This window comes from Leptospira ilyithenensis, assembly GCF_004771005.1.
GTDB classification, from domain to species: Bacteria; Spirochaetota; Leptospiria; order Leptospirales; family Leptospiraceae; genus Leptospira_A; species Leptospira_A ilyithenensis.
In genome coordinates, this window is the sequence record NZ_RQHV01000043.1 from 215488 (window position 1) to 241196 (window position 25709).

Annotated in this window: 21 protein-coding genes; 8 read left to right on the top strand and 13 right to left on the bottom strand. The window is 40.2% G+C overall.

What is annotated here, in order from left to right; genetic code table 11:
• Positions 1–38: 38 nt before the first annotated feature.
• Positions 39–704, bottom strand: a complete 666-nt coding sequence (locus tag EHS11_RS09445; protein ID WP_135764138.1) for a transglycosylase SLT domain-containing protein — start codon at positions 702–704, stop codon at positions 39–41.
• A gap of 46 nt (positions 705–750) precedes the next feature.
• Between EHS11_RS09445 and EHS11_RS19810 the strand changes: the two genes are divergently transcribed.
• The 5 genes from EHS11_RS19810 to EHS11_RS09465 all read left to right on the top strand — a co-directional run bounded on the left by EHS11_RS19810 (position 751) and on the right by EHS11_RS09465 (position 6149).
• Positions 751–912: a hypothetical protein gene (locus EHS11_RS19810; protein WP_167884403.1), complete on the top strand. Its 162-nt coding sequence runs from the start codon at positions 751–753 to the stop codon at positions 910–912.
• Between the two features lie 184 nt (positions 913–1096).
• On the top strand, positions 1097–1918 hold the full coding sequence (locus EHS11_RS09450; protein ID WP_167884404.1) for a hypothetical protein: 822 nt from the start codon (positions 1097–1099) through the stop codon (positions 1916–1918).
• Positions 1919–2107: 189 nt separating this feature from the next.
• A complete protein-coding gene (locus EHS11_RS09455; protein WP_135764139.1) occupies positions 2108–2914 on the top strand; it encodes a hypothetical protein in 807 nt (268 codons plus the stop codon).
• Positions 2915–3103: 189 nt separating this feature from the next.
• Positions 3104–3910 carry a hypothetical protein gene (locus EHS11_RS09460; RefSeq protein WP_135764140.1) on the top strand — a complete coding sequence of 269 codons (807 nt, stop codon included), beginning with the start codon at positions 3104–3106 and terminating at the stop codon, positions 3908–3910.
• 136 nt (positions 3911–4046) lie between these two features.
• Positions 4047–6149: a HAMP domain-containing protein gene (locus tag EHS11_RS09465; protein WP_135764141.1), complete on the top strand. Its 2103-nt coding sequence runs from the start codon at positions 4047–4049 to the stop codon at positions 6147–6149.
• A 46-nt stretch (positions 6150–6195) separates the two neighbouring features.
• Here EHS11_RS09465 and EHS11_RS09470 read toward each other — a convergent pair whose 3' ends face one another.
• From EHS11_RS09470 to EHS11_RS09485, 4 genes are all read right to left on the bottom strand, one after another.
• Positions 6196–9393, bottom strand: coding sequence for an efflux RND transporter permease subunit (locus EHS11_RS09470; RefSeq protein ID WP_135764142.1), 3198 nt, complete (start codon positions 9391–9393; stop codon positions 6196–6198).
• On the bottom strand, positions 9380–10783 hold the full coding sequence (locus tag EHS11_RS09475) for a TolC family protein (protein WP_135764143.1): 1404 nt from the start codon (positions 10781–10783) through the stop codon (positions 9380–9382). Before EHS11_RS09475 ends, EHS11_RS09470 begins: the two co-directional genes overlap by 14 nt.
• A 4-nt stretch (positions 10784–10787) precedes the next feature.
• Entirely contained in the window at positions 10788–11015 is a 228-nt protein-coding gene (locus EHS11_RS09480) for a YgaP family membrane protein (protein WP_135764144.1), read from the bottom strand.
• A gap of 105 nt (positions 11016–11120) precedes the next feature.
• Positions 11121–11387 (bottom strand): metal-sensitive transcriptional regulator, encoded by a 267-nt coding sequence (locus EHS11_RS09485; protein WP_135764145.1) that lies wholly within the window; start codon positions 11385–11387, stop codon positions 11121–11123.
• Positions 11388–11401: 14 nt separating this feature from the next.
• Here EHS11_RS09485 and EHS11_RS09490 point away from each other — a divergent pair, with 14 nt between their 5' ends.
• Positions 11402–12220 (top strand): SAM-dependent methyltransferase, encoded by an 819-nt coding sequence (locus EHS11_RS09490; RefSeq protein WP_135764146.1) that lies wholly within the window; start codon positions 11402–11404, stop codon positions 12218–12220.
• Here EHS11_RS09490 and EHS11_RS09495 read toward each other — a convergent pair.
• Both EHS11_RS09495 and EHS11_RS20155 read right to left on the bottom strand, forming a co-directional pair.
• Positions 12215–13465: an FAD-dependent oxidoreductase gene (locus tag EHS11_RS09495; RefSeq protein WP_135764147.1), complete on the bottom strand. Its 1251-nt coding sequence runs from the start codon at positions 13463–13465 to the stop codon at positions 12215–12217. The two genes, EHS11_RS09490 and EHS11_RS09495, sit on opposite strands and share 6 nt — an antisense overlap.
• Positions 13462–13851, bottom strand: a complete 390-nt coding sequence (locus EHS11_RS20155; protein ID WP_246047734.1) for a sugar phosphate isomerase family — start codon at positions 13849–13851, stop codon at positions 13462–13464. The genes EHS11_RS09495 and EHS11_RS20155 overlap by 4 nt, the downstream gene beginning before the upstream one ends.
• A 56-nt stretch (positions 13852–13907) precedes the next feature.
• Here EHS11_RS20155 and EHS11_RS09505 point away from each other — a divergent pair, with 56 nt between their 5' ends.
• Positions 13908–14339, top strand: a complete 432-nt coding sequence (locus tag EHS11_RS09505) for a zinc ribbon domain-containing protein (RefSeq protein ID WP_135764148.1) — start codon at positions 13908–13910, stop codon at positions 14337–14339.
• Here EHS11_RS09505 and EHS11_RS09510 read toward each other — a convergent pair.
• The gene (locus EHS11_RS09510; protein WP_135764149.1) at positions 14336–16222 is read right to left on the bottom strand and encodes an ABC transporter ATP-binding protein; all 1887 of its coding nucleotides are present in this window, start codon (positions 16220–16222) and stop codon (positions 14336–14338) included. The genes EHS11_RS09505 and EHS11_RS09510 overlap by 4 nt on opposite strands.
• 2 nt (positions 16223–16224) lie before the next feature.
• Here EHS11_RS09510 and EHS11_RS09515 point away from each other — a divergent pair, with 2 nt between their 5' ends.
• Entirely contained in the window at positions 16225–17670 is a 1446-nt protein-coding gene (locus EHS11_RS09515) for an ABC transporter substrate-binding protein (protein WP_135764150.1), read from the top strand.
• On the opposite strand, the gene EHS11_RS09520 is transcribed toward EHS11_RS09515, so the two are convergent.
• From EHS11_RS09520 to EHS11_RS09540, 5 genes are read right to left on the bottom strand one after another with little or no spacing between them, the layout of a single operon-like run.
• On the bottom strand, positions 17636–20101 hold the full coding sequence (locus tag EHS11_RS09520) for a transglycosylase domain-containing protein (protein WP_135764151.1): 2466 nt from the start codon (positions 20099–20101) through the stop codon (positions 17636–17638). The two genes, EHS11_RS09515 and EHS11_RS09520, sit on opposite strands and share 35 nt — an antisense overlap.
• Position 20102: 1 nt before the next feature.
• A complete protein-coding gene (gene lon, locus EHS11_RS09525) occupies positions 20103–22499 on the bottom strand; it encodes an endopeptidase La (protein ID WP_210413666.1) in 2397 nt (798 codons plus the stop codon).
• A 3-nt stretch (positions 22500–22502) separates the two neighbouring features.
• On the bottom strand, positions 22503–24497 hold the full coding sequence (gene uvrB / locus EHS11_RS09530) for an excinuclease ABC subunit UvrB (RefSeq protein WP_135764153.1): 1995 nt from the start codon (positions 24495–24497) through the stop codon (positions 22503–22505).
• A 20-nt stretch (positions 24498–24517) separates the two neighbouring features.
• On the bottom strand, positions 24518–25192 hold the full coding sequence (locus tag EHS11_RS09535; RefSeq protein ID WP_135764154.1) for an ATP-binding protein: 675 nt from the start codon (positions 25190–25192) through the stop codon (positions 24518–24520).
• A 42-nt stretch (positions 25193–25234) separates the two neighbouring features.
• Positions 25235–25708 carry a tRNA (cytidine(34)-2'-O)-methyltransferase gene (locus EHS11_RS09540; protein WP_135764155.1) on the bottom strand — a complete coding sequence of 158 codons (474 nt, stop codon included), beginning with the start codon at positions 25706–25708 and terminating at the stop codon, positions 25235–25237.
• Position 25709: the final 1 nt, after the last annotated feature.

Sequence of the window (25709 nt, forward strand, 5' to 3'; positions counted from 1 at the left end):
TTGAGGCTGGATCCAATCCTTTGGATGTAAAGTAAAATTTATTCTTCTTCGAAGAGAGCTAAATCATAAGAAAGAGATCCGGTTGTTTCGAATTCTTTCCAAGTCTGATAATGATTCGCAATCGATCTAGGGTAAGAAGGCAACCCTCCCCACTTTTTCCAACCGCCAAGACCGGCATTATAAGCAAGAAGTGCATCTTTAGGAGAACCGGTTTCCTTCATTAGATCATTCAAAAATAGTACCCCCAGCTTTAAATTGGTGGTAGCATGAAACAGCTCATTCTTGTCCGAATAGGCGATCCCTTTTGTTTTGGATAACCATTTAGCCGTTGCAGGCATAATCTGCATATAACCCAAAGCCCCTTTGTGAGACTTCGCAGTGCGCTTGAATTGGGATTCGGTTTGGATCACTCCCAAGAGAAAAGCGACTTTGTCGATTTCATTTTCTCCCGCAAACTCGGACCGTTTTGGAAATTGGAGCATTCTGGAAGCGGAAAGGATGGAAAGGGAAAGCGTTTCTCTTTCTTCTCTCTCGAGACCAGGACGCACCAGGGAAATGTATTGGGTAATCTTTGCCATTTCCGTTCTTTGTGAGCCAAAATCGGATTCTGAGCTCGCCTTTCCGTAAGATTCTAGGAAGAATACCCCCAGACTTAGACATAAAGCGATGATTTTTGAAATTCGGTTTCTATTTTCGCGTAGCATTGTTTTCGCCCCTCTTGTGCATCGCACAAGATATGGCCAGTTTTTTATGCGACGCACTATTGTCTATTTCTTTTTGTGCGGTGCACCAAAAAGGATCATATCCAGCGAATCGTTTTTCATTCAACCGAGCATTCTGAGCATAGCAGTTACTCCCGCCATCCAATTGACCGTTCCTTTGATTTATCTGATGTTATCCGATCTTATTTAAGTTCCTATCTTGCCGATTTCCAAAAATTTACCTCAGCAAGGGCTCAAATGGGGCCAAATCTCATCGTGGTTCCCTAAAAATGGCATGTTTATGATAAATTTATGTCGAATCTGGCAAAAAAAATTCTTGCCTTAATTTTGCCAAATAAATACAACAATATACTCAGGTTCATAGGAGAACGAAAATGCAAAAGCGAACAATTTTAAATTTACTAACTGCGGCAATGACTCTGGCACTTGCAGGATCACTTAGCGCACAAACTTATACAGTTTTCATTCATGGAAAATCCGGTTCCAACCACAATGGGGTAGGTACCACAGATGTTAATAACTACTGGGGTAGCTCAACAAACAGCGTTTCCGGTTCTAAAATCTTCATCGGTTATGATGGAACGACTGACCCAAGAACTTACGGTTCTTCCCGTGCACAAACAAATGTAACTACAGGACTTACCAACTATTGCAAAAATGGAAAATCTTGTAAGATCGTTTGCCACTCTGCAGGTTGTTACGCAATCGAATATTGGTTGTCCAACCTAGGCGGAACTGCTTCTTCCAAAGGTTTTAGCATCACAAAAGTAACTGCACTTGCTGCTGCTTCCGGTGGGTCTGAACTTGCTTCCGCTCTGAATGGAATCACTTTCGGTTTCGGTGGAAATGCAATGGACAAAGCTTTGATCGTTGGAACTGCTCGTGGTGCCTTCAATCACAACAACACTGGTTCCATTGGTGTTTACCATGTTCCTGGTTACAAAGGTATGATCGGTGCATCTCTCATCCTACCTGGTGAAGATGATTATGCTGTGGCTTACCACTCTTCTTGCGGATACAACCGCACAGGCGGACTTAGCAAATGCCAATCCTCCCTCACTCAAAGCGAAGGAATCTGGCCTTTTAACTCCAATCAAACTTACGTTCAATACAGCGGTCACTACAGAGCTCCTTCTGTTGCAGCCAGCGGTCTTTACTTGAACCACTCTGAAATTAAAGCAGAAGGTTACAGATAGTCTCTACTTTTTAATTTCATTCTTCTCCGAAAGGGGCTAACCGAAAGGTTAGCCTTTTTTTTGCCCTTTTCCTACATAAAAGCCCGAAAAATCATGTTCGGAAATTTATTTCTGCCCTTTTTGAAAATATGTTGCCACACTTGTAATATATTCGTCTTGTTTCTCAAAGAGACTTTGGAGAAAAAAAATATGCGACAAATCATTACGGGAATTGCTGCCATTCTGTTTACAACAGGGATCAGCGCACAAACTTATACAGTTTTCATTCATGGAAAATCCGATTCCAACCACAATGGGGTAGGTACCACAGACGTTAATAACTGCTGGGGAACTTCTACAAGCACCGTTTCCGGTTCTAAAATCTTCATCGGTTATGATGGAACGACTGACCCTAGAACTTATGGCTCTGCCCGTGCACAAACAAATATAACTACAGGACTTACTACCTACTGTAAAGGTACCAACTCTTGCAAGGTCGTTTGCCACTCTGCAGGTTGTTATGCAATCGAATATTGGTTGTCCAACCTAGGCGGAACTGCTTCTTCCAAAGGTTTTAATATCACAAAAGTAACTGCACTTGCTGCTGCTTCCGGTGGGTCTGAACTTGCTTCCGCTCTGAATGGAATCAGTTTCGGTTTCGGTGGAAATGCAATGGACAAATCTTTGATCGTTGGAACTGCTCGTGGAGCTTTCAATCATAACAACACTGGTTCTATTGGTGTTTACCATGTTCCTGGTTACAAAGGTATGATCGGTGCATCTCTCATCCTACCTGGTGAAGATGATTATGCTGTAGCTTACCACTCTTCTTGCGGATACAACAAAGCAGGCGGACTTAGCAAATGCCAATCTTCCCTCACTCAAAGTGAAGGAATCTGGCCTTTTAATTCCAATGTGACATACACTCAATACACTGGTCACTACAGAGCTCCTTCTGTTACGGCAACAGGATTGTATTTGAACCACCCTGAAATTAAAGCTGAAGGTTACAGATAGTCTCTACTTTTTAATTTCATTCTTCTGCGAAAGGGCTAGCCGAACAAGTTAGCCTTTTTTTTGCCCTTTTCTACATAAAAGCCCACAAAACCGTGTTCAGAAATTTATTTCTGCCCTTTTTAAAAATATGTTGCCACATTTGTAATATTTTCGTCTTATTTCAGGAAAGACACTTTGGAGAAAAAAAGTATGCGACGCATCATTACGGGAATTGCTGCCATTCTGTTTACAACAGGGATCAGCGCACAAACTTACACCGTGTTCATTCACGGAAAATCAGGATCTAACCACAATGGAGTAGGTACCACAGACGTTAACAACTACTGGGGAACTTCTACAAGCACTGTATCAGGATCTAAAATCTTCATCGGTTACGATGGAACGACTGACCCTAGAACTTACGGTTCTTCCCGTGCACAAACAAATGTAACTACAGGACTTACTAACTACTGTAAAGGTACCAACTCTTGTAAGGTTGTTTGTCACTCTGCAGGTTGTTACGCAATCGAATATTGGTTAGCTAGCTTAGGCGGAACTGCTACTTCCAAAGGTTTTAACATCACAAAAGTAACTGCACTTGCTGCTGCTTCCGGTGGGTCTGAACTTGCTTCCGCTCTGAATGGCGCTACTTTCGGTTTCGGTGGAAATGCAATGGACAAAGCTTTGATCGTTGGAACTGCTCGCGGTGCCTTCAATCACAACAACACTGGTTCCGTTGGTGTTTACCATGTTCCTGGTTACAAAGGTATGGCAGGTGCATCTCTCATCCTACCTGGTGAAGATGATTATGCTGTGGCTTACCACTCTTCTTGCGGATACAACAAAGCAGGTGGATTGGACAAATGCCAATCTTCCCTCACTCAAAGTGAAGGAATCTGGCCTTTTAATTCTAATGTGACATACACTCAATACACTGGTCACTATAGAGCTCCTTCTCTTACGGCAACAGGATTGTATTTGAACCACTCTGAAATTAAAACAGAAGGTTACAGATAGATCGAAAGATCAATTATCCTTTATCTGAAAGGAAAAGCCCGGACATTTTGTTCGGGTTTTTTTTTGAACTTAATATGATTTTCTACTAGGTATTGAAAAATTTACTGATATTCTTGTTCAGGCTTGGACAACAAAAATGAGCGGCTCTCTTTTTTTATTTCATTATAATAGCATCCACTTTGTAACATTATTTTTTTTCTCAATCGCGTCCTTATTCATTCAATTTAAGTTTCGAAAAGAAACTTTATCCGTTCATTTTAAAAAGTACAGATACTTATCTTTCTTTCTCGCAATCTTTTCCTTGGCCTATGCAGGTTTGTTTTTTGTCGTTACGGAAAACTATGCAATTTATCTCTATGCTATGCGTAGCATAGGAGGATCAGGTTTTGTTTTCTCTTTGGCCGGCTTACTGTTTGAAGTTTCCAGAGAAAAACCGAACACATACTATTACAAAATCTACGGCACATTTGTTTTATTCGCTTTAGTTTCTTTTCTATGGTGTATTTTTCACATTCGATTCCATTTGGATGAATATTCCCATACTTATCTTCCTGTTTTTAATCCGAATCAGAAAATTCATGTGATCGTTTTTTTCGGGTATAATTTATTTCATCTAACAACATATATAGTTCTGATCGTATACTATCTTCTACACAGGAACAAGTTCAAGAATGTATATAGCGAACTTCGCCTGGCATTCGGTTGCCTTATGATAATCACGATGTTATCGGTCACTAGAGATCTGAAGGTCATTCCCAATTCTTTAAACTCCACATTGATTGGAAACGCATCACTTATACTATTTCTCGCGCTTACTCTTTCCTTTTTAAAATACGGAATTTCATCCATTAAGATTCAAACAAGAGTGATTATCTTTGCGATCGGAGTTGCCTGTATCATATTTTCATTTATGAGTTGGTCTCAGTTTTATTTTGTCGTTGAAAATAGAGTTCCACAAAATTCAAGTTACCTGGATTATCGTGTATATATTGATCAGTATGTAAGGCATGATTTGATCATCCTGTTCTTCTGCCTTTTGGGAATTGCGTTCCTATTTCCGATAGTGCTTAGATCCACAATAGAAATTCCGTTTCAAAAATTACTTGCGGGGATTCAAGACATTGAATCCGGAAAATGGAATACGAAACTCACTTCGGAAGGAAGAGATGAAGTGGCGGCCATCCTTCAAACTTTCAATAAAATGACGGTTTCATTGAACGAATTAAAGAACAACCTGGAAGAAAAAATTCAGGAAAGAACGGATGAACTGCAAGTAATCCAACTTCAATTGATTGAGGCGGAAAAGATGAGCTCTCTAGGCATCCTGTCAATGAACATCGCCCACGAAATCAATAATCCGATCGGCGCTATCTATGCGAGTGTCAATAATCTAAGGTCCAATCCTCTCTTTAGCGAAAGTGAACCGCCTCCATTAAAAATCGATTGGACTAAAATTGATGAAGATACCAAAATTCAAATTTTTTCCATAATCCGCAATGCCCCTTCCCCCGCCAGTATGCCGACAGGCTTGGATAGAGTTTATACCAGAAGAAAAATCAGAGAACAAATGTCAGCCTATGAACTATTCAAAGATTCTAATTTTCTTATAGAGAACTTGGTAGATTTGGGTTTCATAGAATTACCTCAGGAATTGGAAACCATTTTGAAACGAACGGATTCCATTACGATTATGGAATATATCGTATGGAACCTACAGTCCCTGTTTCACATCCAACTGATCGAAAATGCCAGCCTAAGAACAAAGGCAACCGTTTCCCAGCTCAAAGAATATGCGCAAGATCATTTCCAAACTGCATCTGCGGAATCCATTGATGTCGCTTCCACTATCCGGACCGCCTTATCCTTGTTCCGCTCTAGATTCGGAAAACAGATTGTAATTCAAAAAAACTTAAAAGAAGGGCTGATATTCGGCTATAAAAGCGAAGTTCTTCAAATTTGGATTCATATTTTGAAATCATCTTTGCGTTGGATAGGCCATAAAGGGAAAATTTCAGTGTCCACCCGCAATTTTGCCGATCATCTTCAAATCAAATGGGAGTCGGAAAAATTCATAGACCTAAGTCCCTTGGATGAATATACGGGTACTCATAACTTTACCATTTCACTTGAGATCGGAGAAGAAATCATTCAAACTCTGATCCAAAATCAATTTGGCGATTATTATGTTTCAGAAGACGGAAACACAAGAATCGTAATCGTCTCTTTCAAAAGAATCTGATAATAACGCGTATTACATTTTGATCTTTTCAGAAAAAAGAACTTTATCATATCATTGTTGCCAAAGATTCCTTTGAGATTTGCAGACGGCTCTGTCGTGATTTGCCGACAAACCAATAATATAAAACCGGAATCGCAAAACGACTGAGAACGGTCGCTGCTATTTCGCCAAATATAAGTGATACGGCAAGTCCTTGAAAAATCGGATCATACAACATTACCGAAGAACCTACAATCACGGCTGAAGCAGTTAACAACATTGGGCGGAACCTAACCAGCCCAGCATGAATAACAGCGTCTTTCAAAGGGATACCTTTTTGTATTTCTTCTTCTATGAAATCCACAAGTATAATTGAGTTTCTTACGATAATTCCGGCCCCGGCAATAAATCCGATCATGGATGTGGCAGTAAAATATGCACCGACGATCCAGTGACCAGGCAATATTCCGATCAAGGAAATCGGGATAGGTGCCATTATGATCATTGGAACAGAATAACTTTTAAACCAACCGAGAACTAAAATATAAATAAGGATCATCACTATTGCAAATGCAGATCCTAAATCACGAAATACCTCATAAGTGATAAACCATTCTCCATCCCATTTGATCACAGGCTTTCGCGTATCCCATGGAATTTCTGCAGTTTGTGTTTGATATCGAATTTGCGGAGCGATCTTTAACATTCCATAAACGGGAGCTTCCTCATCACCGGAAAATTCACTCGTTACATAAGAGACAGGCTTTAGGTTTTTACGGAATAAAGTTCGATCTCCCGTTCGATAAGAAGTACCAAGTATCGATTCTGCAGGAATCACCCCAGTTTCGTTAGAACTTAATCTTTGATTTTTGAAAGGGAAATCAGAAGATCTATCTTTTTGAGAGACGGAAAGATTTACAACTACCTCTTCAGGTTCCATAGTGTCCGCCAAACTTATGATCGAATATTCAGAAAATAGATGTTTGCCGGTCAAAGTTAGTGACGTAGCTTTGATTCCAAGAAGACCAGCCTTTTTATAATCAATCGGGTAAATTATTTTATCCCTTCCGGGACGAAGACTTGTATCCAGATCGACCATACTTTGTTCTTTGGAGAAAATATTAAATATTTCTTTTGTTACCTTTTCTCTTTGGTTTGCGTCAGGGCCGTAAACTTCGGCAACCATTGTCGCCATCACGGGAGGTCCGGGTGGAACTTCCAATACTTTGGAGATTGCTTTGTGTTTGTTAGAAAAGTTTTTTATCTTGTTTCTTAAAGATTCAATAATCTCATGGCTTGATTTTTTTCTTTGATTCTTATCTTTAAGAACAATATGAAAATCATTCATATACTCGTAATTTCTCAAGTATGAATGTTTTACCATACCTGAAAAGGAAAAAGGCGCCGGTTCTCCTGCGAATATCTGAATCTTAATTACATTCTCATCCGTTAACAAATCTTCAGCTAATTCTTCAGAACGATCTATACTTTCAGTTAAGGAAGTACTGGGAGGATAATCAACTAAAACCTGAAACTCTTCCTTATTATCAAAAGGCAACATCTTTACCTTAACCCATTTAAACCCAATAAACAAAAAGGAAACGAACAATAGGAAAATAGTAATAAGTCCGAACAGACTAGCATTCTTTTTTGAAACTAAAAGCCAATTGACAATACGGATATAAATGGAATCCAGTTTGGAAATTTTCGGAGCAACTTTGGATTTGCTTTCGTGTTTATGTTTCAAAAGGCGAACGGATGCCCAAGGTGTAATAATAAATGCAGCAAACAATGAGATGATCATTGCTAAGCTCGCGCCAACCGGAATCGGCTTCATATAAGGTCCCATAAGGCCACTCACAAACGCCATAGGTAGAATTGCAGCTATCACTGTAAAGGTGGCAAGGATTGTAGGATTTCCTACTTCGGAGACAGCATTTAAGGTGGCTTTTACGATTCCAAGCTGAGGACTTTCTCCTAAATGCCTTTCTATGTTTTCTACGACAACAATGGCATCATCCACCAAGATTCCGATGGAAAAAATCAATGCAAATAAGGTTACACGATTCAATGTATAACCCATAAAATAATAGATAGCAAGTGTCAATGCGAGAGTCACCGGAATGGCGACAGCAACCACAAAAGCGGCCCTCCATCCCATCCAAATTGCGATAAGAATGGTAACGGATAATGTTGCAATGATCAAGTGTTCGATCAATTCACGGGATTTATCATCCGCTGTCCTGCCATAATTCCGCATAACAGACATTTTAATGTCTTTTGGAAGTTGTTCCCGAAAGATCTTTACCCTCTCAAGTAGATCTTCAGCTAGAACGACTACATTGGTTCCTTTCCGTTTAGCAAAAACAATCGAGACAGCACTTCTTTTAATACCACCTAACTCCTTATCATACAAGATGGAAGCCTTGGTTCTTTCTTCCGGCCCCTCCCGGATAAAAGCAATGTCCTCCAGCCGGATAGCGCGTCCGCCTCTTTGCACTATAGGAAGATTTTTTACCGTATTTACATCACGAATGATTCCACCTACTTCCACATCTAACACTTCGGATGAAGACCAGTTTTTTCCTGCAGGTAAAAAGCTGCCCTGGTTTTCCAAGCTGGAGGAAACGTCAAGCAGGTTTATTCCGAAATTCGACATCTTCTCTGAATCGACAATCACTCTAACTGCCGTTCTTCTACCACCTAATATTTCTATTGCAGATAAATTGGGAGTTGAAGAAAGCCCTCTTGCAATGGGAGAAACTGCCGTTCTAATTTCATAATCGTCTTTGGAATCGGAACTGAAGCTTAAAGTTAAAAAAGGAACATCATCAATGGAAAATGATCTAATGGATGGGTCGGAAACATTTTTAGGCAATACATTCCGGATTTCCTTCAATTTATGATGGATCTTAAAGAGAGAAGGTTCTATTGGTTCTCCCACTTTAAACCGAACAGTGATTAAAGCTCCGTGCCATTTGCTGGAGGAATAAACATACTCAACGCCTTCCAATCCCCAAACTGCTCTCTCTACTACTTCGGTTAGTTTTCTCTCCGTCTCTTCGGGAGAAAATCCGAATGCAGTAAACTGAATATCAACCATTGGAACACTAATTTGCGGTTCCTCTTCTTTCGGAGTTAGAATCACGGAAAAAATCCCAATAATCAAACTGACGATAATGATGACAGGAGTAAGTTGAGAATGAAGGAAACCTGACGCAAGTTTCCCGGCAAAATCTCTGTTCGGGTTTTTAATCTGCGACATCCGTAATCTCCTTTTTTTGAAATAAATACTTTTCAGTTCTAACCTTAATTAAATCAAGTTCAACATCTAACAATGATTTGCTGATGTCTGCCGATCGATTAATGGTTTCGGTAAATTGAATTGCCGTTATAACCCCGGTTTGAAATAGTTTCAGCATATTCGAAATTTGTTCTTCTTGAAACCTCAGAGATTCCGTCAAAAGCAAATAACTCTCAGTCAATGTTTTTTCCTGATCTCTTAAATTCCGTATGCTTAAATCTTCCTGTCTTTTTATTTCTTCCAATTTTTTTTGGAATGCTTCTGCGTTTAACTTTGCTTCTTCGACAACACCGGTATCTTTCGGATTATAAAGATTCATCTGTAGATAAACACCGGCATTATAGGCGGCTTGAGTATTTCTTGAACCACTGTAAGCGTTCGCTTCGGAATATAAACCCACGCGAGGCAAAAATTTTGCTGCTTCCAGATCAGACCGAAAAGTTTCACCTTCCGCATAAGAAGACATAGCTTTTGTTAAACTAGATTCATCTGTCGAAGCCAATGGGAAATACCGATTCAAGAAAGATTGTAAATCTTCCTTTACCAATCTTAAGTCTTCAGAATTCATTCCCGAAAGGACCGTAAGATTATTCTTAAATTGTTCGGATTGGGTGTTTGTCTGGATTATCAAAACCGATAGACGATTGTCCAGACCTACTAATGCAAGATATCCCGAATACCCGACGGGATTGGATTTATTTACAAACTGATAATTAACACGGAAGCGAGTTTCAATTTTCTTTATATCTTCAATTCGCTGAATAAATTCATTTAACGATTGTAATCCTCTGTAAAGAAAGGCGGAATGAATATATTCCTTTTCTTTTAGCGCTTCCCTTTCCCAAAATAATGTATTTGATCTCCTCTCTTGAATTCGACTAAGTGTTTTTCCCGAGCCGCCTTCATATAAAGGAATATCAACTCCCAGGCTTCCTTTGGTATAAGTATTGGAACCGGGATAGTTAAGAGTGTCTTTTCCAAAGACATTCAATGTATCGGAATTTATATTCGTATACGGCTGGTTATTCGAATCCAAATAATTGCCAGGCCTTGTTTTCATCGAACTAGTTGAAAAATCCGATTCAGTAACAGATCTCTGACCCAATTTTCCCATAAAATTCAATGTAGGATCATTCGTATTATAACTGCGAACATCCGTATAAAATCTGGGTAACCAATGTTTGGTGCTCCTATCCTTTGCGATCTCGGAAGCTTTCCATTCTAAATATTTTGATTTTTGATTGGAGGAGTTTTCCCTTATCAGCACCCAAAGATCGGCGAATGAAATTTGTTCTGCAATCAATAGGTTTGGAAAAGCCAAAAATAAGAATAATATTTGGATTCGAAACATAAATCTATCCTCTTGTGTTTTTACTAGAAAATCCGAATGCGCTTAATATGACGGCCATCGGACAAAAACCAGTGAAAGCAAACAAAGTAAGGTTAAGCCCAATGAGTAAATTGATTACAAACCACCAGTGCGATATGTAAAACCCCAAAACCAAACCGATCAAACTCACTGACCCTGCAATTAGAAAGAGAACCCTTTCCAAATACCATTCTTTAGTTGAAGCCAAATACATTACCATACCCCCTATAGTATATAACTATTAATGTCATATACCCACCAGGGTATATGACAGGTCAATCTAAATTTTTCGGGTTTAAAAAAAGAGGGGTATTGAAAATTAAAGAGAAAATGCGGCTCGGATCGCTTTTTTGGTGTCTGCTTCAAGGAGACTCATTGATTTCTTCTCATCAAAACAAGTCTCAATATTGTCTAAAACATAAGCCTCTCCGAATTTTTTCATAGCTTGGTGGGAGGCTTTTAGCAGTAGAAGCGCCTTCTCGCAGTCTTTTTCTTCATTAAGAATCGAATTTTTGATCGCTTCCAGCTGTCCTTGGATTCGATTCAGTCTATGGATGAGTTTTATCTTTTCTTCACTGAGCGCCATAAACCTATACCCCTATGGGTATTAAAATTGTCAAACTTAAATCGATGATACCTTATCCTTTTACAACAGGCCCCGCCTTTGATTTTCCTCAAATCCATCCTTATTATTTCTCTAACTTCGGTTACTGGGAAAAGGACTTCGATTATCCGACAGCTGCAAAAAAAATGGCAATATTAACCGGAGATGCAGCCGGCTTAAATCAAGATTCCAAATTATTGGAAATTGGAAGCGGACTCGGGGGAAGCGTATTTGTCTGGGCGAAGGATTTTTGCGTACCGGAAATACTTGCAGTCAATCTGGAAGGAGAACAAAGTAAATTTGCAAAAGATCTGATAGCAAAAGAAAAACTAGAATCTGTTATATGGCAGGAAGGCGACTGGAAAATCATTTCTGATCTGAAGGATTCCACTTTTACCCATATCATCTGTCTGGATTGTATTTATCATTTCCAAGACAAATCTTCTTTTTATAAGGAAGTGAAACGGTTGTTAAAGCCGAACGGAAAGTTTGTATTTACTGATCTTACTTTTCCGAGATCAATCGGAAGATTTTCCTTGTATTATAAATTCTTAGAGTTTCTGACTTCCGTAGCCCTTGTTCCCAAAGAAAATCAAAACACAAATAATCAAACCTTACAAACATTAGATGAAATAGGTTTCAAAATCATCCGTACGGCAGAATGGGGAGAATTTGTTTATCCTGGATTTGCGGAATTTACCAAATCGCAAGCGAAGTCTCTGCAAATATTTGCAAATACAATCCTACATTTTTATCATTTCGGTTTTTTAAACTACCAGTTTTATGTGGTAGAGAAATCGGAATATTCTTTATAAAATCAGTTCGGAACTTGTTTTGTTGGTAATGATTTCCGCAATATTCATTGCGGATTTGGCACCGGCTTCCAAAAGAGGAATCCCAAAGAGTGAATAGGAACCGCATAACCAAAGTCTTCGGTTTTCCGATTTATGTAAATTGGCAAGCCCCTTGATTCCATGAATGGTTTTTTCATCTACAATAGGTCTTTCAAATTGAGCCGTCTTCAGTATTTTATCCTTAGGGGGAATCTTATGAGGATTCCAAGTTTGGAATAAATTTTGACCTTTTAGTTCCGGCATAATCCGTCCAAGATCCAAAGTCACTTCCGGCTTATCAAACTTTTCGTTTACCCGAAAAACAAGAGATACATCTCTTTTTTCAAAAAAGGAATTGTCCGTGTGCAAGATCACGTCACTTGGTTCGTATTTAAAATAAGAAAGTGCTTCTTTTTCCTTTGAAAAATAATCACCTAATAACCGATAGGCTTGATTTGCCTGAGTGGTCATGATAACATGTTCGAATTCCCTTTCCCCCGATTCGAATTGAATGACCGGTTTACCCTTTCTGAATAAAATCGATTTGATCTTTGCACTTAATTCGATATTGGAAATTCCACTGACCAATCGATTTGTAATATCCCTAGTTCCGAACTTTGCAGTCTCTTGAGGAGTATAAGCGTATCCTCTGGAATGATACCCGATGATCGTATCGGCGGGATAGCTGCCAACTGTTTCCGTTTTACAAGTATTAACCAAAGCAAAAGTGGGAAGCAAAAACTCATTTATAAATTCTGAAGAGTATTTGTTTTTTTCCAAAAACTGACGTATGCTAATTGAAGTTTTTTCTTTCGACCAGTCCGTTTTGGAATTTGCATAAAACCTAAGCAAATCATAAAATATTTTAATTCCTTTTCCGCTCCGAAAGGAATCAAGTGTGGGAAATCCGAAATTACTTCCCAAGAAGGAATATGAACGAAAGCCGAATACGGGAGATCCTTTTGATTCTACGCGAAATGAATAGTCCACAGGTCTCGTTTGAATTCCCGCCTTATCATAAATTCGAAAGAGCGTAGGATAATAATCCCTTTTGATCGTACGGAAAGGAATATCAAATTCAAAGATATTGCCGTCAATCCGATGATTTGCACTGAATGCCGCCATCCCGATTTCAGAATGTTTTTCATATAAAGTCACGGGATAGTGTTTCGACAACAACCAAGCACTTGTTAAACCTGTGATTCCGGAACCGATTACAGCTATCATTTCATACTTCCGGTTTTTAAAATCGGATGAGCACATTTTGAAATGATCAGTTCCGTTCTTTTTTTAGGAGGGTATTCTCTAATATCAGTTAATCTTTGTTCTTTTACAATTATCATGGTCGAATGCTCATTATGATCCGTATGCGAAACAAAACGAACGATCCCTTTGATCTTGTCAGGTTTTACTTGAACATAATGCGTTCGGATTCGATCCTCGGGAAAAATGATATTGATAGGTAAAGTTCTGGAATGATGAGGAGAAATAAGTTTCGGACAACCGGCTGGAGTAAACCCGGAAGATCCCGAAGTGACATGGCGGGGAAGTGCAAGTGCCACTTCTTCCGGGGTTTTCAATTTGGATTCAATAAATGGGTTCGTAATTGCCATGTTATGGACAAAGATAAAGAGATTGCAGAAAAATAAAAACTCCAAAAAATGAGACTATGGATTTTCTCCTATATTTCTATATTCTGCTATTTGGAATCATTCTCTTATCTCCTTTTTTAATTTTTTACTATTATTTTCAAATAGATAGCTCTCCTTTCGGAAAGGATTCGGAAGAAGATTTACTTCCCTTTGTACAAAAAAAACAAAACCTCTTGGATTCATTGAAGGATGTCAGATCTGATTTTCATTCCAGAAAATTAACGGAAGAAGAGTTTCAATCTCTCTCGGTTCCTTTCTTGCAGAAATTGGATGAAGTGGAATTGGAAATTAAAAATTTCAAAGAGACAAAGAACCTAACCGGACAAACGATCCAAACTCTAGAGCCCCAGAAAACAGTAGAAGGTTGGACTTGCAGAAATTGCGGAACTGCAATTTCGATACCTAACGCAAATTTTTGCCCTTCCTGCGGATCCGGCAAACTCGCTTAAGCAGGTTTTGGGGCAAACTGCATCTCATACAATCTTCTGTATTTCGATCCTTCCATACCGACAAGCTCGGAATGGCTTCCTTTTTCCACGATTTCACCGGATTCCAAGTAATAAATAATATCTGCAATTTTAACAGTAGAGAGGCGGTGCGCAATAATAACGACCGTTTTGTTCTCATACAACCTAACAAAGGCTTGTTGGATCAATCGTTCGGACTCGGTATCCAGTGCGGAAGTTGCTTCGTCTAAAATCAAAACTTCCGGATTTGCAAGTAAGGTTCGGGCGATGGAGATCCTCTGTCTTTGTCCCCCGGATAGCATCACTCCCCTCTCTCCTACAACCGTGTCATAACCTTCTTCAAACCCGTCGATAAACTCGGATGCAAATGCATCCTCTGCCGCTTTTCGGATTTCTTCTTCCGAAGCGGACGGTTTTGCATAAGCGATATTTTCCCGAATCGAACCGTTGAATAAGAATATATTTTGAGAAACGACCCCTATTCTTTTGCGAAGATTGTCTAGCGACAGATCTTTTGCATCGACCCCGTCCCAAAGAATACTACCTGCGCTCGGATCTATGAGTCTCGGAAGAAGATCAACTAACGTAGATTTACCGGCACCGGAAGAACCTACAATTGCAATCGTTCCCCCTTTGGGAATTGTGAAATTAAGATCCCGCAATGCATAATTTTCCGTTCCGGGATAGATATAAGAAACATTCTGATACACAATTCCTTGGTTCAGCGGGCCGAGTTGTTTCGGAGAGACAGGCTCTTTAATAGCAGTATCACGATCCAGGATTTCAAAAACACGATCACTTGCCGAAACCGACGCTTGGATCAAATTGATCAGAATGCTCATCTGTTTGAGAGGTCTCATAAGAAAGATAAGAGTCAGAAAGAATGCAAGAAACATTCCTTTGGAAAAAGAAGGATCTTCCAATAGATAAGCACCTAACCCGAGAAAGATCATCGTGACTACTGACCCGGACAGTTCAATCAATGCGGGACCGATTTGATGATAAAAATGAGTTTTGAATGTTTTTTCGGATAGATCGTTGTTGACTCCGAAAAAACGATCGGATTCTTTTTCTTCCATGGAAAACGCGCGGATCACCCGGATTCCGGAGATCACTTCTTGCAAATCTCCGTTCAAAGCGGACAATTGTTCCTGTTGGTTTTTGGTTGTACGGCGGATTCTGTCAGCAAACGCACTTACCGGGCCTATAACCACGGGAATTACTATAAAAATAAGAAAGAAAAGTTTCCAGCTTAACACTAGTAATATGATTAAATGCGTAATTATATAGAAAAAATCATTTACCGCATCTTTTAAATCGTTGGAAACAACTTTGCCCACCGTATCGACGTCATTGATGACGCGACTCATAAGTACGCCTGTTTTTTCTTTTACAAAATCATTTAAGGGTAATTCTTGCAATTTTTCATACAAGGACAACCTCAGATCCTGGACGGCTAGCAGCCCAGCGGAATTCACATAATAAATCGTGCCGGCAAGACAGATCAGTTTCAAAACATAGATGGGAAGTATGATCAGACAAAATAGAAAAACTAGTTCGTCAGGATTTTTTTTGGCAAGTTCCGAGTTGAGTTTTGATTTTGTTTCTGCAAATTTAAATTCCCAATAGGCGAAACCGGAAAAAACCTTACCGTCCTCTTTCTCTGTCAGTATGGTCTGATCTTTTTTAGTAAGAGCGATTTGGAATTTATAATTTTCCCCCGTTCCCAATGAATCAAAGATAGGAATGAGAGACGTAAGAGACGCGCCATTAAAAATAGAAACAAAAAGAGAAAGGAATATACCAAAACTCAGTCTGTATTTGTATTTCACTAAGTAAGGCCAAAGTTTTCGGTAAATCTTCACGTATGAGAACCTTTTCCCTCATTTTCCTCATCCTGTCCCTCACTTTTTGCCAAAAGAAGACAACGGCAGCAGACGTATCCTTGGGTTTCCCGAGCGATCCCCCCAGTCTGGATCCTCTGTTTGCAACGGATTTGGTAAGCCAAAAACTTTCTGGTCTCCTCTTCGGAGGGCTCTTTAAAATTCAAAATGCCAAACCGGAAATGAATTGGGCTGAAGATTCCAAGTTTTTGAAAAAGGAAAAAAGAGTCCTTTGGGAAATCCGACTCAAATCGGAACCATTGGGTCCGACACCGGACGACGTAGTTTTTTCCATTCAAAGATTATTAAACGAAACATCTCCCAGAGGCGGGGATTATAAATTCATAAAAGAAATCTTCGCAACGCCCGCGACGAATACCATCAAACTTGTATTAGATGACACCGTAAGTGAAGAGGAGGCGAAAGAAAAACTATCCCTACCTTTTGCTTCCATATTATCAAAAAAAGATTTTTTAGAAAACGGGGAATTTCATTCATTCGGAAAATATAGTCTCGTATCTTGGAAAAAAAATGAATCTCTGGAATTGATAAAAAGAAATTCAAACGATAGGAACCTTCCCGACACCATACGCATCCGAATCCTTTCCCAATCCACTACTTCTCTGTTTTTGTTTCGCAAAGGTGAATTGGATTCTTTCAAACTGACCGATTTTTTACTTTCCTTATCCGATGCAAAAGAACACAATACAATCATTAAACGAGGAAGATCGGTACAGTATGTCGCCATCAATCACAACAATCCTTGTTTTGATAAAAATTTCCGACAGGCACTTAACTTCGCCATACCTAGAGAATTGATTATCCGAAAACTATTGGAAAACAAGGCGGACTTACTCAAAGGACCGGTGGCCGTTCCATTTCTTTCGCAACTAACGAGTGATCAAATAGATTTAACTCCCGGATTTGCCTACGACAAAAACAAAGCTGTTTCTCTATTGAAAAGTTCCGTCTGTTTTCCCGGGATCCTGAACAAAACCCTGGAACTACGAATGCGGGGAGATGATGAAAACCAGGCGAAAGGAAGAGCGATCGTACAAGCATTGAAAGAAATCGGATTACAAATCAAATTGAAAGGTATGGAGAAAGCCCCTCTCTACAAAGAAAACGGAGAAGGAAAAGGTGACCTAACGCTACTTACATGGTATGCGGATTACGAATCGATTTGGAACTTTTTAGATCCGGTCTTTCACGAAGAAAAATCAGGAAACGGAGGCAACAGAGCATTCTACTCCAACCGGGGTATTACAAAAATATTAAATGATCGGAAGGAAAGGAACCTGCCGAACGCGCTTAAAATAATAAAACAAATCGAAGAAGACGCTCCTTGGATTTTTCTTTGGTCCATTCAGGAAAATTATCTGGTTTCGGATAAGTTCACTCGGTACGCGGGACTTTCTGAGTTTCTATAACGGGCGGCTCCAATTCTACAGCATCAACACCAGCGGGCGGCTCCTTACCATTTTGCAGTTGATAGGTGGATATTTCCGATTCATTTTCATCCCCCTCGCCTACGATCGTTTGCGGAGGAATTTCCTGTTTTGCAAAACCGGCTCTTTTTTGAGGAAGATCTCCTATATAATAAAACTGGGAATGGAGAGGTAACTTGCAAACATTGGAAGATGAAGATTCCAAAAGAGTTCCATCATCCGCACATACATCCACCTTTACAAAGTCACCGACAAAACTAGGGATGAGTTGATTTCCAAAACCGATCTTGGATTTGACACCTTGCACATAACGAAGCCAAATTCCTCCGGACACTCCCGAGCCGGAACCGGGGAAAGGAGCACCTTCATCATGTCCCACCCAAACAACTGTTACGTTCCTTGGAGCAAGACCTGCAAACCAAACATCCCGAACTCCTTTGATGCCCATCCATTTGCTTTTTTTGGTTTTAGGAGATTGAACCGTTCCCGTTTTACCTGCAAACAGATTCACTTCTCCTTCTTTTTTCTTCAAAGTCATTGTTCCTTCTTCCGTCAGAACCGATTCAAGTGTGTTAATTGCCATAGCACAAGCCACAGGATCTAATATTTGTTCGGTGGCTTCATTGGGGATTGTCTGGTAAAACTCGTTTCCTTCCAAGTCTGTGATTTTTATAATTTTTCTCGGGGTAACTCTCCTTCCCCCATTTGCAAGAGTTGCGTAAATCAACGAAAGTTCCATCGGAGAAAGTTCTCCCGAGCCGAGTGCAAGCGATAGATTTTTCTGAAATCTGGATTCAATTTCTTCTTCGCTCAAAAAAAGAATCTGCCCTAGTTTGGAAAGAAAATAGTTTACCCCTACTTCATTCAGCAACTTAACAGAAACTGTATTTACAGACTGAGCGAGAGCGGTTCGAACCGTAATCTCTCCTCTATAACCTTTGTACCAGTTCTTCGGAGAGTATCCTGAAAAATCCAATTTCTCATCTTTGATTTTTGAGGAAGGATTTACAATCCTCTTCTCGTATGCAAGCGCATACACAAGCGCCTTGATGGTAGAACCCGGTTGTCTGCGCGCATCTTCCGCTCTGTTAAAACGGAAACTATTTGATATTTTATACCCACCAACTAACGCTTCTATGTCGCCCGTTTCGGGATCCATGGAAATGACGGAACCGCTCATCTGAGGAAGGATTTGTTTTGTAACTTCTGCAAGTTCCGGTTTGCCTTTTGCTTCAAGATCTTTTTCCTGTTTTAGTAAATCGGCACGAACCGAATCCACTCCGATACGGAGCGATTCTTCCGCCATTCTTTGTTTGTCCAAATCCAATGTCGAATATACCAGAAGACCTCTTTCTTCCAAGTCCTCATTGGAAAAACTTTCCAATACAAACCTTCTGACCTCCGCATTAAAGTCGGGAGCAAGATTGATTCTGAAATCCTTATCCGCACCGTATTTTCCGATTTCGCTGGAATATCTCGGCTCACCCTCTTCGCCTTTGTATTCTTTTACTTTATAAAAGATTTTAAATTTTTTAACATTGGGCTCGATGGACTCTCCGAATTTTTTCGGGATCTCCAATTGATCGGGATTCAATTCGGGATTGCGGGCCATGTCGTATAACACCCGTTTTTGACGGGAAAGTGCAATCCCCAAATTCCGAATCGGATTGTAAACGCTTGGTGCGGGGATCGTTCCCACAAGCATCGCAGCTTCTTCCGGAGTCAGTTCGGTTGCGGGCTTTCTGAAATAATAACGTGCAGCTTCCTCAACACCGGTATTGCCTTCTCCCAGAAAAATCTGGTTCAGATACATCGCAAGTATCTCTTCCTTTGAAAATTGGCTTTCAATATAAAATGTACAATAAAGCTCTGTTAGTTTATTGAAAAGACTTCGTTTGCCCAGATTCAAAGTGAGTTTTGCCAACTGTTGTGTGATGGTAGAACCACCTTGGGAAAGTCGGAATTGGATTAGATTTGTAAATACGGCCCGGCCGATAGCCGCATAATTCACACCTCCGTGAGAATAGAACTCTCTATCTTCGGAAGACAATACGGCCCATAAGACCATATGGTGTTTTTTCAAATTATCAGTTCGGATGGGGCGGAAATTTCTACGATAGAACTCACCGATCACTTTGCCGCCGCGATCCAGAATCTTAATCGACTTGGGTTGGAAGTTATCATAAAAATTGGAAACTTCGGATCTGTATTTTTCAAGAGAACGTTCTACACGGGATTGCTCTCCGGACCAAACCACATAAGCTCCTCCCAAAAAGAATGCCGTCAAAAAAACAAAAAGGATACTACCTACGGTAATAAGAGTTATTCTTTTCTCCCAAAGTTTCTTTAAAAAATCGAACGAATGTTCACCTAATGCGCGTAAAAATAGAATCCAGGTATCTTTATTGTTCATTTCAAACTACTTGCTTTTTTCTTTTTGGGAAAACCAAACTTGATACTTCATCAAAATGAGAAACAGGGAAAAATTGGACTCCCTTTTTTACATAGTCAGGAATCTCCTTAAATGCACTTTCATTGTCCTTCGGGAAGATGATTTTTTTTACACCGACTCTTTTTGCGGCCACGATTTTTTCCCGTAATCCTCCGATCGCAAGAACCTCACCAGTTAACGTAAGTTCGCCTGTCATACCAAAGCCCGATGCGATTGTCTGCCCCAATACAAGCGAGTAAAGTGCGGATGCCATTGTTATCCCCGCGCTCGGTCCGTCTTTGGGTGTCGCTCCGTCCGGAACATGCAAATGAATGGTTTTATTTTCAAACTTGGACTCAAGTCCCGAATAGTTTTTAATAAAAGAAAGTGCGATGTTTGCCGACTCTTCCATCATCTTCCCCATCTGTCCCGTCAAAAGAATTCCTCCTTTTCCCGGAACAAAGACTGCTTCGATGAGAAGGGTTGAACCGCCTGCGCTTGTCCAAGCCAACCCGAGAGCTGTCCCCGGTTGTTTCGGTTTGGTCATACGATCATCAACAAACGGAGGAGCGCCTAACAAAGCAATCAGATCCTTTTCCCTGATTTCCTTGGAATACTTTTCCTTTAACACATGTTTCAGGGCGAGTTTTCTTACCAATTTATCGAAGGTTTTTTCCAATCCCCGAAGGCCTGATTCTCTGGAATAGGAATTGATCAATGTGATAAGAGTGTTCTTTTGAATGGAAAAATTTTTAGCAAGTAGGCCGTTTTTAGTAAAGATCTTGTTCCAAAGGTATTTTTGAAAGATCTGAACTTTTTCTTCCGTAATATAACCTGACAATTGAATCACTTCCATACGATCCAAAAGCACACGGGGGATCGGCTCAAACGTGTTAGCTGTTGCAATAAAAAATACCTGAGACAGATCGAATGGCAGATCCAGATAATGATCTCTGAATGTTGCATTCTGTTCGGGATCAAGCACTTCCAAGAGAGAAGCTTGCGGATCTCCCTGGAATCCTTGCGACATTTTATCTATCTCATCAAGAAGGATGACAGGATCTCTTTCTCCCGTAATTTTCAAAGCAGTTAAAATCTTGCCGGGCATGGCTCCGATATAAGTTCTTCTATGACCTTTGATCTCCGCTTCGTCTCTAACCCCGCCCACTGAGAATCGGTAGAACTTTCTGCCCAATGCTTCCGCAATGGATTTGGCAATGGATGTCTTACCTACACCGGGAGGCCCCACCAAACAGAGGATAGTTCCTCTTCCCTTTGGATTTAATTTGCGGACGGCAAGAAATTCCAAGATCCTTTCTTTGACATCTTCCAGTTTATGATGATCTCTATTTAAAATTTTTCTAGCGTTAATTAAATTGACTTCTTTGGGTTTCGGATCTTCCCAAGGGAGAGCTTCCACCAAATCCAGATAATTTCGAACTACGTTATAATCGCTTCCGATGGGATCGGTGTTTTTTGCTTTTTCGACTTCTCTTCCCACTTCCCGGATCACTTCTTCGCTGACAGGAATGGCTTTCAGTCTTTCCACCAATTGGTCGTATTTGATATCGGACTTGTCTTCTCCTATACCTAACTCTTGTTGGATGGCCTTGAGTTGCTCTCTCAGAAAAAATTGTCTTTGTTGACTGTCTATCTTGTCATTGATCTGATCCTGGATCTTTCTTTGCAATATAACCAGCTCTATCTCTTTTTTCAGAAAGAGCAAAACTTTTTCCAAACGATCGCCGAGGGAAGTCGCTTCGATGACTGTCTGATATTCTTCTTTTTCCAAATTGAGTATGGAGCAGACAAAATCGGACATTTTGCCCGGTTCGTTTACGTTGACCATAGTGAGCTTCATATCTTCGGTAAACAAAGGATTGTTTTGCGCCAGTTCCTTGGTAAGGACCAGAAGCGTTCTCATCAATGCTTTGATATTGTTTTTGGAAGTTCCAAACTCCTCGGGAGGATAAGTTACGTTTGCCATCAAAAACGGTTTCTTGGTATGAATGTTTTGAATTTGGAAACGTTGGATTGTATTAACTAAAATATTGATGCTTCCGTCAGGAAGATTGATTTTTTTCAGGATACGGGCGACAATTCCCACCTGATAGATGTTATTTTCCGAATCCTCATCCGATTCGTCTTTTTTCAAAAGAATCAAACCAATGAATCCTGCGGACTTTGTTGTTTCCTCAATGGAAGGAATGAATCTTCCCGGAGGAACAATCAACGGAGTAATGATACCGGGAAATACCGGTCTTACCTTGATCGGTAAAAGGAAAATTTGTTTTGGAAGAGCGTCTTCAATTCTTACAAGTTTGGTTGCGCTTTCCCAAGAGTCGTTTTGATCCAATGAGTTCTCCTCAAATTTTACCATATGTTAAGTTTCTATCTTGTCCGGCCCAACGGCCAACATTTTATCTCGAAACATTGCCGCTTTTTCAAAATCCAAGTTCTGAGCAAAACGTAACATTTCTTTCTTTAAAGCTTCTTTAAGATTTTCTTTTGTTTTGTATTTCTTTAAAGTAAAATCCCTTTCCATTTCCTGCAATGCTTCTTCCTGGCTGTTTTTCTCAGCCATCTCACGAGGAAGCATATCATGGATTTCCTTTATAATCGACTGAGGTGTAATCCCAAAACGAAGATTATGTTCTTCCTGAATCTTTCTACGTCTATCCGTTTCACCTATCGCTTTCTTCATGGATTCTGTCATTCTATCCGCATAAAGAATCGCTTTCCCGCTCGCATTCCTCGCGGCGCGACCGATGGTTTGAACCAAAGATTTATAATTCCTAAGGAAACCTTCCTTATCCGCATCCAGTATGGCAACAAGAGACACTTCGGGAAGATCCAGTCCTTCCCGAAGTAGATTGATCCCCACCAAACAATCGTAAATCCCTTTGCGAAGATCCCTGATGATTTCCACCCTTTGAATGGTATCGATTTCGGAATGAAGATAAGCTATTTTCAAACCTATTTCTTTATAATAATCGGTGAGATCCTCTGCCATTTTTTTAGTCAGAGTAGTAATTAGAATCCGTTCTTTATTTTGAATCCGAATTTGCATCTCACGGAGCAGATCTTCTATCTGATTGGCTGTAGGACGAACTTCCACAACCGGATCCAAAAGCCCTGTAGGTCGAATGATCTGTTCTACAATGAGTTCGCTTTTTTTAATTTCGGTTTCGTCGGGAGTTGCGGACACATAAAGTGTTTTAGGAGTCATTTTCTCAAATTCTTGAAAATTGAGAGGACGGTTGTCCAGTGCACTGGGTAGTCTGAACCCAAAATCAACTAATGTCTGTTTTCTGGTTCGGTCCCCCGCATACATTCCTCCGACCTGAGGTAAAGTCACATGGGACTCGTCCACAATCAGCAAAAAGTCCAGATTGGGAAAATAGTCCATAAGACAGGCGGGCCTTTCCCCTTCGGCTCTACCCGTTAGGTGACGTGAGTAGTTTTCTATTCCGTTGCAATATCCCAGTTCGGCAAGCATCTCCATATCGTAATTGGTTCTGGATTCGATTCTTTCCGCTTCCAGATGTTTCCCTTGCGCGAGAAATTTTTCCTTGGATGCCAACATCTCTTCTTTGATCTTTTCGATGGCGTCTTTGACTTTGGGACCGGAAGTGATAAAGTGTTTTGCAGGATAAACAATCACCCGATCCAGTTTGACTTTTGTTTTTCCGGTAATGGGTTCAAACCTGGAAATTCCTTCTATTTCATCCCCGAAAAGTTCGATCCGAATGCCTTCTTCCTGATAAGAAGGCATGATTTCTATCGAATCCCCTCTCACCCGAAAATTTCCCCGACTGAAATCTATATCGTTGCGTGCGTATTGGATATGCAGAAATTTGCGGATGATCTGATCCCGATCGATTTTGTCACCTACCTTCAACATAACGACCGAAGCCATATAGTCTTCAGGAGAACCCAAGCCGTAAATACATGATACGGAGCTGACAATAATCACATCGTCTCTTTCCAAAAGACTGGAAGTAGCACGTAACCGAAGTTTATCGATCTCCTCATTCATGGACATGTCTTTTTCAATAAACATATCCGAAGAAGGAATATAAGCCTCAGGCTGGTAATAATCGTAATAGGAAACGAAATATTCCACCGCATTCTCCGGAAAAAAATCCTTGAACTCGCGGAACAACTGCGCCGCCAAAGTTTTATTATGCGACAGAATCAAAGTGGGTTTTCCCACTCTTGCTATGACTTCCCCCATAGTAAAAGTTTTACCGGAGCCGGTGACTCCGACTAACGTGACTTTATCTTTGCCTTCTTTGTAGGCATTTGCGATAGACTCGATAGCTTGGACTTGGTCTCCAGCTGCCGAAAAAGGGGACACCATTTTAAAATTTGCCATAAAAGACCTGTTATGAAATATTAAGAAAGTGAAAGTTTGCGGGACGCTTTGAGGTAAGCTTGTTTTCGATTGTCTAAAATTTCGAGATCCACTGCATCAAATAATTTTTGCATCACCATCATTCCGCGCATGAGAGTAGCCGTAGAAGAAAATTTGCCTCTTTGGATATCATCTTCCAAATTAAAATCTTTTACAGTGTTCAACACCTCAATTGTAAACAGTTTTGATTTATCTATTTGATAATTGATTTCAACGTTCAACCCATCTCCGTACTTCGCTGCATTTTCCACCGCTTCCACAGTCGCAATACAAAGATCCATTCGTAAATCTTCTATTACCAGATTGTACTTCAGAAAATAGTCCAAGCGGGTGCGCACATACTGCATCGGATTGTATTCGAGGGCACCCAATATTACATATTTTTCCGAACTACCAACCTTGCGGGCCAGAGAAGACTTTTCCGATAAATTGTATTCTCTCGGATCAAACGGATTGGTAACTATGTCTTCGTTAGACTGTAGATGGTTTAGAATATCCTGAACGGTTTCCAAATTTGTGTTGGGAAGGTCTTTGAATTTTCGAAAGACCTCCATTTGGATCCAAGAGAAAAAGTCTTTGGCATTTCCAGAAAGCCCCAAGGAAAAAAGGGTCTTAATTTCTTTCTCTAACTCTGATTGGGAAAGAAGGAAGGCCATAATATTCCCATTTCAGTGAGAAGGAACGACTTGTAAATTGTTTTATATCTTAGGGGGATTTCCTTGGTTTATCTGCCGGATTGCCTCATATAATATTATTGCGACTGCATTGGAAAGATTGATCGAGCGAGATTTGGGAGACATGGGTATGGAAATGATCCGTTCGCTATCGTGAACTTTCTTGATAGAATCGGGCAAACCACTGGTTTCCCTTCCAAAAACCAGTACATCCGTGGGTAAAAACTGTACATCCCAGTAAGTTTTCGTTCCAAATTTGGAAATTAAAAATATTCTTTGACCTTCAGCATCTTTCTTTGACCTAAACTCCTCCCAATCACCGTACTGGGAGAGATTTAGATCATTCCAATAATCTAATCCAGCACGCCTGACTGCTTTTTCGGAAAGATCGAAAGATGGTTTTCCAATGATGGAAAGAGGAACATCCGCATTCACGCAAAGCCGGGCGATATTCCCCGTGTTAGGGGGAATTTCCGGTTCAAATAACGCAATTTCCACG

Excerpts from the sequence above, each read along its gene's own strand:
- EHS11_RS09445 (WP_135764138.1), bottom strand. The coding sequence starts at position 704 with ATGCTACGCGAAAATAGAAACCGAATTTCAAAAATCATCGCTTTATGT.
- EHS11_RS19810 (WP_167884403.1), top strand. The coding sequence starts at position 751 with ATGCGACGCACTATTGTCTATTTCTTTTTGTGCGGTGCACCAAAAAGG.
- EHS11_RS09450 (WP_167884404.1), top strand. The coding sequence starts at position 1,097 with ATGCAAAAGCGAACAATTTTAAATTTACTAACTGCGGCAATGACTCTG.
- EHS11_RS09455 (WP_135764139.1), top strand. The coding sequence starts at position 2,108 with ATGCGACAAATCATTACGGGAATTGCTGCCATTCTGTTTACAACAGGG.
- EHS11_RS09460 (WP_135764140.1), top strand. The coding sequence starts at position 3,104 with ATGCGACGCATCATTACGGGAATTGCTGCCATTCTGTTTACAACAGGG.
- EHS11_RS09465 (WP_135764141.1), top strand. The coding sequence starts at position 4,047 with ATGAGCGGCTCTCTTTTTTTATTTCATTATAATAGCATCCACTTTGTA.
- EHS11_RS09470 (WP_135764142.1), bottom strand. The coding sequence starts at position 9,393 with ATGTCGCAGATTAAAAACCCGAACAGAGATTTTGCCGGGAAACTTGCG.
- EHS11_RS09475 (WP_135764143.1), bottom strand. The coding sequence starts at position 10,783 with ATGTTTCGAATCCAAATATTATTCTTATTTTTGGCTTTTCCAAACCTA.
- EHS11_RS09480 (WP_135764144.1), bottom strand. The coding sequence starts at position 11,015 with ATGTATTTGGCTTCAACTAAAGAATGGTATTTGGAAAGGGTTCTCTTT.
- EHS11_RS09485 (WP_135764145.1), bottom strand. The coding sequence starts at position 11,387 with ATGGCGCTCAGTGAAGAAAAGATAAAACTCATCCATAGACTGAATCGA.
- EHS11_RS09490 (WP_135764146.1), top strand. The coding sequence starts at position 11,402 with ATGGGTATTAAAATTGTCAAACTTAAATCGATGATACCTTATCCTTTT.
- EHS11_RS09495 (WP_135764147.1), bottom strand. The coding sequence starts at position 13,465 with ATGATAGCTGTAATCGGTTCCGGAATCACAGGTTTAACAAGTGCTTGG.
- EHS11_RS20155 (WP_246047734.1), bottom strand. The coding sequence starts at position 13,851 with ATGGCAATTACGAACCCATTTATTGAATCCAAATTGAAAACCCCGGAA.
- EHS11_RS09505 (WP_135764148.1), top strand. The coding sequence starts at position 13,908 with ATGGATTTTCTCCTATATTTCTATATTCTGCTATTTGGAATCATTCTC.
- EHS11_RS09515 (WP_135764150.1), top strand. The coding sequence starts at position 16,225 with ATGAGAACCTTTTCCCTCATTTTCCTCATCCTGTCCCTCACTTTTTGC.
- EHS11_RS09520 (WP_135764151.1), bottom strand. The coding sequence starts at position 20,101 with ATGAACAATAAAGATACCTGGATTCTATTTTTACGCGCATTAGGTGAA.
- lon (WP_210413666.1), bottom strand. The coding sequence starts at position 22,499 with ATGGTAAAATTTGAGGAGAACTCATTGGATCAAAACGACTCTTGGGAA.
- uvrB (WP_135764153.1), bottom strand. The coding sequence starts at position 24,497 with ATGGCAAATTTTAAAATGGTGTCCCCTTTTTCGGCAGCTGGAGACCAA.
- EHS11_RS09535 (WP_135764154.1), bottom strand. The coding sequence starts at position 25,192 with ATGGCCTTCCTTCTTTCCCAATCAGAGTTAGAGAAAGAAATTAAGACC.